The following is a 6,000-nucleotide window of genomic DNA, read 5'->3' on the forward strand; positions in this document are numbered from 1 at the left end:
CGGTGCAGCTGGCGTAGCGACTTTCCCCGTTTCCCAGCGTGAGAATGTCAATGGATTGGAATAGACAAGATGAATAAATTTGTGACTTTTGCTGCGGTAGCCAGCCTGACCTTTGCTTCGAACGTAATGGCTCAGGATGGCGAAGCTGTGTATCAGAAAGCCTGCAAAACCTGCCATGAAATGGGCATTGCCGGTGCGCCAAAATTTCAGGATGGTGCGGCCTGGGAACCCCGTATGGGCAAAGGTATCGATGCCTTGGTGGCCAGTGTGAAAAGTGGTCTTAATGCCATGCCTCCAGGCGGCATGTGCATGGATTGCACGGATGAAGATCTGAAAAATGCAATCAACTACATGGTTGGCAAGTAAGCCTTCCGGAAAGGAAAAAGCCTGGCGAATGCCAGGCTTTTTTGTTTGCTTTATTTGACCAGAGTATCGATCGCCAGGGTGATTTGACTGCCCAATGCGATGTTATTGGCTTCGCCAAGCAGGTCACCTGGTGTCGGTGCTGGGCTGCCGTCATGATTGACGGTGGCAACGATCATCACCTGTTCGGCACCACTGATCACCATCTGCGGTGACATGGCTTTGCTGTCATCGAGGACAATGGTCGCTGGCAGGTCAGCAACTTGCACGCGGGCAACCGCCAGTGGCATGGCTGGGCCCGTGGTTGGCCGTGCGAAGATAAAGACAGTATCCGCAGGGTTGGCGTGTTGGGCGACTTCACTGGAGAGCTCAACCGTGACTGTGACACCTTGAGGCGCTGTTGAAGGTAGAGTCTTCTGGCTCATGCCCTGATGCACCTGGTCAGCAGGCATTTGGCTACCGGACTCTAGCATGCCACGAGCCTGGCTGATGGCGCCTTGAATGGCATCTCGATCTACATCTGAACGGGGGCTGGTGAGGATCATCTCCCAGTGGCCGATGGCATCTTCATAACGTCCATTAAAGAAAGAATCCATTCCCAGCAGCAGGCGGGTAGAGGGATCTTTATCATCATCGGCCAGTGCCTGGTCTACGATAGTCTGGATCTCTGGTGTGATATGTTGGTCAGCCAGGTAGTACATCGCCGTTGCCTTCGGGCCAAGTAGCTCCGCATGGGTCCCGACCAGTGACATTACGGTATCAAAGGCTTGGATTGCTTTACTGTATTGGCTATTGGAGATGTAGGCATGGCCCAGCGAGAACCAGGCTTGGCTGTCTGTGGGATTGCTCTCTACGTGCTTCTCCATCTGGCGTAGGCGCATGGCCATGAGCTGCTCTGGGTTCATGCCAGCGTGAGGATCAGCCTGCTGTGAAGCCTGCTGTGGTGCATTCCAGTCGCTATGGCGGCCTAGGTCATGATAGGTGTAGCCGGACAGGAGTACCAGTACTGCGCTCATGGCGATAGGCCAGGCCACGTTGGTGGACTGGCTGGCTAGAACATCATCTTCCTGCTCAACATTTTGCAGCAGGGTTAACTGCAGTTCCTGCTTGAGCGCGTCATACTCAATCTGGTTGATCCGCTGTTCAGCGAGCTCTGCGTCGAGTTCGAGCAAACGCTCGTTGTACAGGTTGAGGTTGGTCTCTTTACGCAACTGGGCGTCGCTAGCAATTTTGGCCAGGCGGCTGCGGCGCAAGTAAGGCAGCCAGATTAGGGCCAGAGCCAACAAGGTTAGGGCGGCGATACCGATCCAAAAAGTCGTCATAGCAATCTCTGATGGTGGGGCACGGAGACCAACACTTCCTTGTTGGGCGGTACTTTGCTGCCGAGGAAGGGGTCCAGTTGAAGAAGGATTATACGGCAAGTGCAAGGCATGAACAGTGCTATGCCGGAGTGCGCTTTGTCAGATGAAGCGGATTGGGGCTAAAGTCACAGTTCCTAGCGAGAGGAAAATGTTATTGAAACTTTTTGCCTCTGCCGCCCTCCAACTTCCGACTTGCGTCATTTCGTTTGTACCGATCTGCTTTTGTGACGTCTGACCCGCTGCGACACTCTGCGTTGGAAAACCGTAACAAGACGGCAGACAATGAAGGCATTACTGCCTAAAATGGCGGCACTGATACCCATTCACGATATGCTTGACCTCTTGGCTGGCATCGTGTGGCAATTTTCCATTGAGGTAAGATAATGGTTCCGGAACTAGGACATTACTCGCTCATCATCGGTCTGGCTTTTGCGGTCCTGATCGCCGTAGTTCCCCTGCTCGGCGTGGCACGTAAGGATGCCTACTTGGTGAGTTTCGCGCGCCCGCTGGCGTATGGCATGTGCTTGTTTATGGCACTTGCTGTCGTATGCTTGGGCTATGCCTTTGCCACGGACGATTTTTCCGTGGCTTACGTGGCGCACAACTCTAACAGCCTATTGCCGATCTATTTTAAAATAGCGGCGATTTGGGGTGGTCATGAAGGCTCCCTGTTGTTCTGGGCCTTTTCTATCTCTGTCTGGGCGGCCGCTGTTGCGTATTTCAGCCGTGGCCTGGAAGAGGCGTTTACCGCGCGTGTACTTGCGGTCTTGGGGATGGTGATCGTGGGCTTTGCCCTGTTCATGTTGTTCACCTCCAGTCCTTTTGAACGTCTGTTCCCGATGCCAGCAGAAGGAAGAGATCTGAACCCGATGCTGCAGGATGTTGGATTGATCTTCCATCCACCGCTGCTGTATCTGGGCTATGTCGGCTTCTCCGTTTCCTTTGCCTTTGCGATTGCCGCTTTGATGAGTGGCCGTCTTGATTCCGCTTGGGCTCGCTGGTCTCGTCCATGGACTCTGGCGGCGTGGGCTTTCCTGACCGCCGGGATCGCTCTGGGCTCTTGGTGGGCCTACTATGAGTTGGGCTGGGGAGGCTGGTGGTTCTGGGATCCGGTGGAAAATGCTTCCTTCATGCCTTGGCTGGTCGGTACCGCCTTGTTGCACTCCCTTATCGTTACCGAGAAACGCGGCACCTTCCGTAACTGGAGTATTTTGCTGGCGATCTTTGCATTCTCCCTAAGTTTGCTCGGTACCTTCCTGGTGCGTTCCGGGGTACTGACCTCGGTACACTCTTTCGCTGCCGACCCTTCTCGAGGCTTGTTTATCCTGATCCTATTGGGGTTAACCATCGGGGGCTCCTTGACCCTGTTTGCCTTGCGGGCGACAGAGATGGCTTCGCCGGCGCGTTTTGATCTCTTCTCTAAAGAGACCATGCTGATGGCCTGTAATGTGCTGCTGGTCGTGGCGACAGGTTCCGTTCTTCTTGGCACCCTGTATCCACTGCTCGGCGATGCACTGGGCTTGGGTCAGATCTCTGTGGGACCACCGTATTTCAATACCGTGTTCAACCCCATAGTCTTGGTGATGTTCCTCTTTATGGGGATAGGTCCTTTCATTCGTTGGAAGAAGGCCAAAGATGGAGAGCTTAAAAAACTGCTTCCTTCTGCCGTTGGCGCCTTTATCCTCGCCATCGCCTTGCCTCTGCTGATCGGTGATACGAGCCGTTACAACCCGTGGGTTTTTGCTGGCCTATTCACCGCTTTCTGGGTGGCTGGGTGCCTGTTTCAGGATATTCTGCGCCAGACCCGCGAAAAAGATGGCTCCTACACCACCCGCCGCATTACTCGCAGCTATGTTGGCATGCAACTGGCTCACGCCGGTATCGTGATGTCCATCATTGGGGCGACTGTGGTTTCCAACTACGACGATGAGCGCTCGGTCCGTATGGGGCCTGGGCTTAGCGGTGAGTTGGCTGGCTATACCTTTACCTATGAGCGCACTCAAATGGTTCAGGGACCCAACTACACCGCAGAACAGGGTGTGGTCTCTGTTACTAAGGGTGATAAGCACGTAACCACTCTTTACCCGGATCGTCGTCAATACAACGTGCGTACCATGGACATGACCGAAGCGGGGATCGACTGGGGCTTTACCCGAGATCTCTACGTCACCATGGGTGATCCACTGGATGCGACGCATTATGCGGTGCGGCTGAACTACAAGCCGGGTGTGCGCTGGATCTGGATCGGTTCCATCTTCATGATGTTTGGTGCAGGTGTCGCTGCGACCGACAAGCGTGCTAAGTCGCGCAAGAAGGCGGAAAAGGTGCAAGCAGCCAAGCTGGCGAACGCTTAATATCAAGGAGCAGTAATGAAGCGTGCAGTTCTCTTTATACCGCTGATCATTTTTGCGGTGTTGAGCGTGTTCTTGTTCAAGGGGTTGTTTCTCAACCCCTCCAAACTCGAATCCGTCCTGATTGGTAAGCCAGTTCCTGAGTTTGTCCTCGAGTCATTGGAAGACTCGAACCAAACCTGGAGTCGTGATGACCTGAAGGGCGAGGTGTATCTCATCAACGTATGGGCGACCTGGTGTCCGTCCTGTAAGTATGAGCACCCCTTCCTCAATCAGCTTAAGCGACGCGGCGAAATTGCGATCTACGGGATTAACTACCGGGACGAGCGTCAGCCAGCAATCCGTTACCTGGCGAACAGCGGTGATCCCTACACCAAGAATATCTTCGATCCCGAAGGTTCTCTGGCGTTCGACATGGGGGTGTATGGCGCACCGGAAACCTATGTTGTCGATCACAATGGCATCGTTCGCCACCGCTTCGCCGGTGTGCTTGAACCTCAGGTTTGGGCAAAAGACTTTATGCCACTGATCCAGCAGATCCGCGCCGAAGCGGCGGCTGAAGGGAAATCGTAATGAAAAAGTTATTTGTTTCTATCGTTGCGTTGCTGATGGTTGGCTGGGTGCAAGCTGCCCCTATCGATACCTATGAGTTTAAAGATGCTCAAAGCCGCCAGCGCGGAGTCGCCCTGGCGGCAGAGCTGCGTTGCCCTCAGTGTCAGAACCAGAACCTGCACGACTCCAACTCGCCGATCGCCATGGACATGCGTTTGCAGGTGTACGAAATGGTGGAAGAAGGTAAGAGTAATGACGAGATCATTACCTACTTTACCGATCGTTATGGTGACTTCGTTCGCTATCGCCCGGCGTTTGATCCCCGTACCTACATCCTTTGGCTCGGCCCTGTGCTGTTCCTATTGGCCGGTGGGGCGGTAGCCATACTCTTCGCTCGTCGTCAGCGTGCTGAGGCTGCTGGTGAGGTTGAGGTGAGCGAGTCTGATCAGGAGAAGCTGGCTAAATTGTTGGATCAGGACAAGTGATCCAGATGCGTGCATTTGGCTTTATGGTTTTGGCGCTGCTTATGGGCAGCGCCAACGCCTTTCCTGGCGCAAGCAGTGATGGCAGTGATCCCGCGCTTGAACGCTTTATTCACTTGTCGCGACCCCAGACTCTGGAATCAGTGGCGTTTTTGGGCCCGGATGGGCAGCCTTTTGATTTAAGCCAATTTCGCGGTCAGCCCGTGATGCTCAACTTATGGGCGACCTGGTGTCCTCCCTGTATTCGAGAACTGCCCTCATTGGAACGGTTTCGTCAGGATTTTGAGGCGAAAGGGCTAAAGGTTGCACCGGTTTCTATCGACCGTGATATCAGTGTCGTGCAGCCGTTTTTGCAAGAGCTTGGGATTAAGGAGCTGGAGACTTGGTATGACACCAGCAACCAAATCGGTAAGATCCTGCCAACGGACCTGATCCCTGCTACCTTCATTTTAGATGAGGAGGGGCGTTTGGTAGCCTTTGTGCGAAGCTTTATCGACTGGGACAGTCCGGCGGTCCGTGCGGCCATGGAACGCTATTTGCCAAATCAGGCTAAATAGAAGCAAATTGCCTATATAGAAGAAATCACGGTTCTGGTGAAATACTCACCAAATGAACCGTGTTTTTGTTTTTAGGGGTTGCAGTAAGGAATCGGCTCCCTATAATGCGCTTCCTGTCGACGGGGCACAGCAACTTAACCAAAGCGGTTAACGAGCGGCTTGGTCAACAAAACAACGGTCAAAAAGAAAGTTGAAAAACACCCTTGACGACCGCGGCGGATTGACTAGAATACGCCACCTGCTTCGGCAACGAAGCAACGCTCGCAAGAGCAGCTCTTTAACAATATGTCAGACAATCTGTGTGGGCACTCACGTAGGATTGAGAAATCATCAT

The 6,000-nt window shown here is 53.6% G+C and carries 6 protein-coding genes; 5 read left to right on the forward strand and 1 reads right to left on the reverse strand.

Annotated features, from left to right (window positions below):
- The first annotated feature begins 69 nt into the window (after positions 1-69).
- Complete coding sequence (locus tag AC2D8U_RS20120; RefSeq protein WP_484620865.1) at positions 70-366, forward strand: c-type cytochrome; 297 nt, start codon at positions 70-72, stop codon at positions 364-366.
- A gap of 50 nt (positions 367-416) precedes the next feature.
- Here AC2D8U_RS20120 and ccmI read toward each other — a convergent pair whose 3' ends face one another.
- Complete coding sequence (gene ccmI / locus AC2D8U_RS20125; protein WP_484620866.1) at positions 417-1,685, reverse strand: c-type cytochrome biogenesis protein CcmI; 1,269 nt, start codon at positions 1,683-1,685, stop codon at positions 417-419.
- 422 nt (positions 1,686-2,107) lie between these two features.
- Between ccmI and AC2D8U_RS20130 the strand changes: the two genes are divergently transcribed.
- The 4 genes from AC2D8U_RS20130 to AC2D8U_RS20145 are packed head-to-tail and all read left to right on the forward strand — an operon-like array spanning position 2,108 to position 5,666.
- A complete protein-coding gene (locus tag AC2D8U_RS20130; RefSeq protein WP_484620867.1) occupies positions 2,108-4,078 on the forward strand; it encodes a heme lyase CcmF/NrfE family subunit in 1,971 nt (656 codons plus the stop codon).
- Between the two features lie 15 nt (positions 4,079-4,093).
- On the forward strand, positions 4,094-4,648 hold the full coding sequence (locus AC2D8U_RS20135; RefSeq protein ID WP_484620868.1) for a DsbE family thiol:disulfide interchange protein: 555 nt from the start codon (positions 4,094-4,096) through the stop codon (positions 4,646-4,648).
- The gene (locus tag AC2D8U_RS20140; protein ID WP_484620869.1) at positions 4,648-5,112 is read left to right on the forward strand and encodes a cytochrome c-type biogenesis protein; all 465 of its coding nucleotides are present in this window, start codon (positions 4,648-4,650) and stop codon (positions 5,110-5,112) included. Before AC2D8U_RS20135 ends, AC2D8U_RS20140 begins: the two co-directional genes overlap by 1 nt.
- Before the next feature lie 5 nt (positions 5,113-5,117).
- The gene (locus AC2D8U_RS20145) at positions 5,118-5,666 is read left to right on the forward strand and encodes a TlpA family protein disulfide reductase (protein ID WP_484620870.1); all 549 of its coding nucleotides are present in this window, start codon (positions 5,118-5,120) and stop codon (positions 5,664-5,666) included.
- Positions 5,667-6,000: the final 334 nt, after the last annotated feature.

This window comes from Ferrimonas sp. YIN67, from assembly GCF_057219095.1.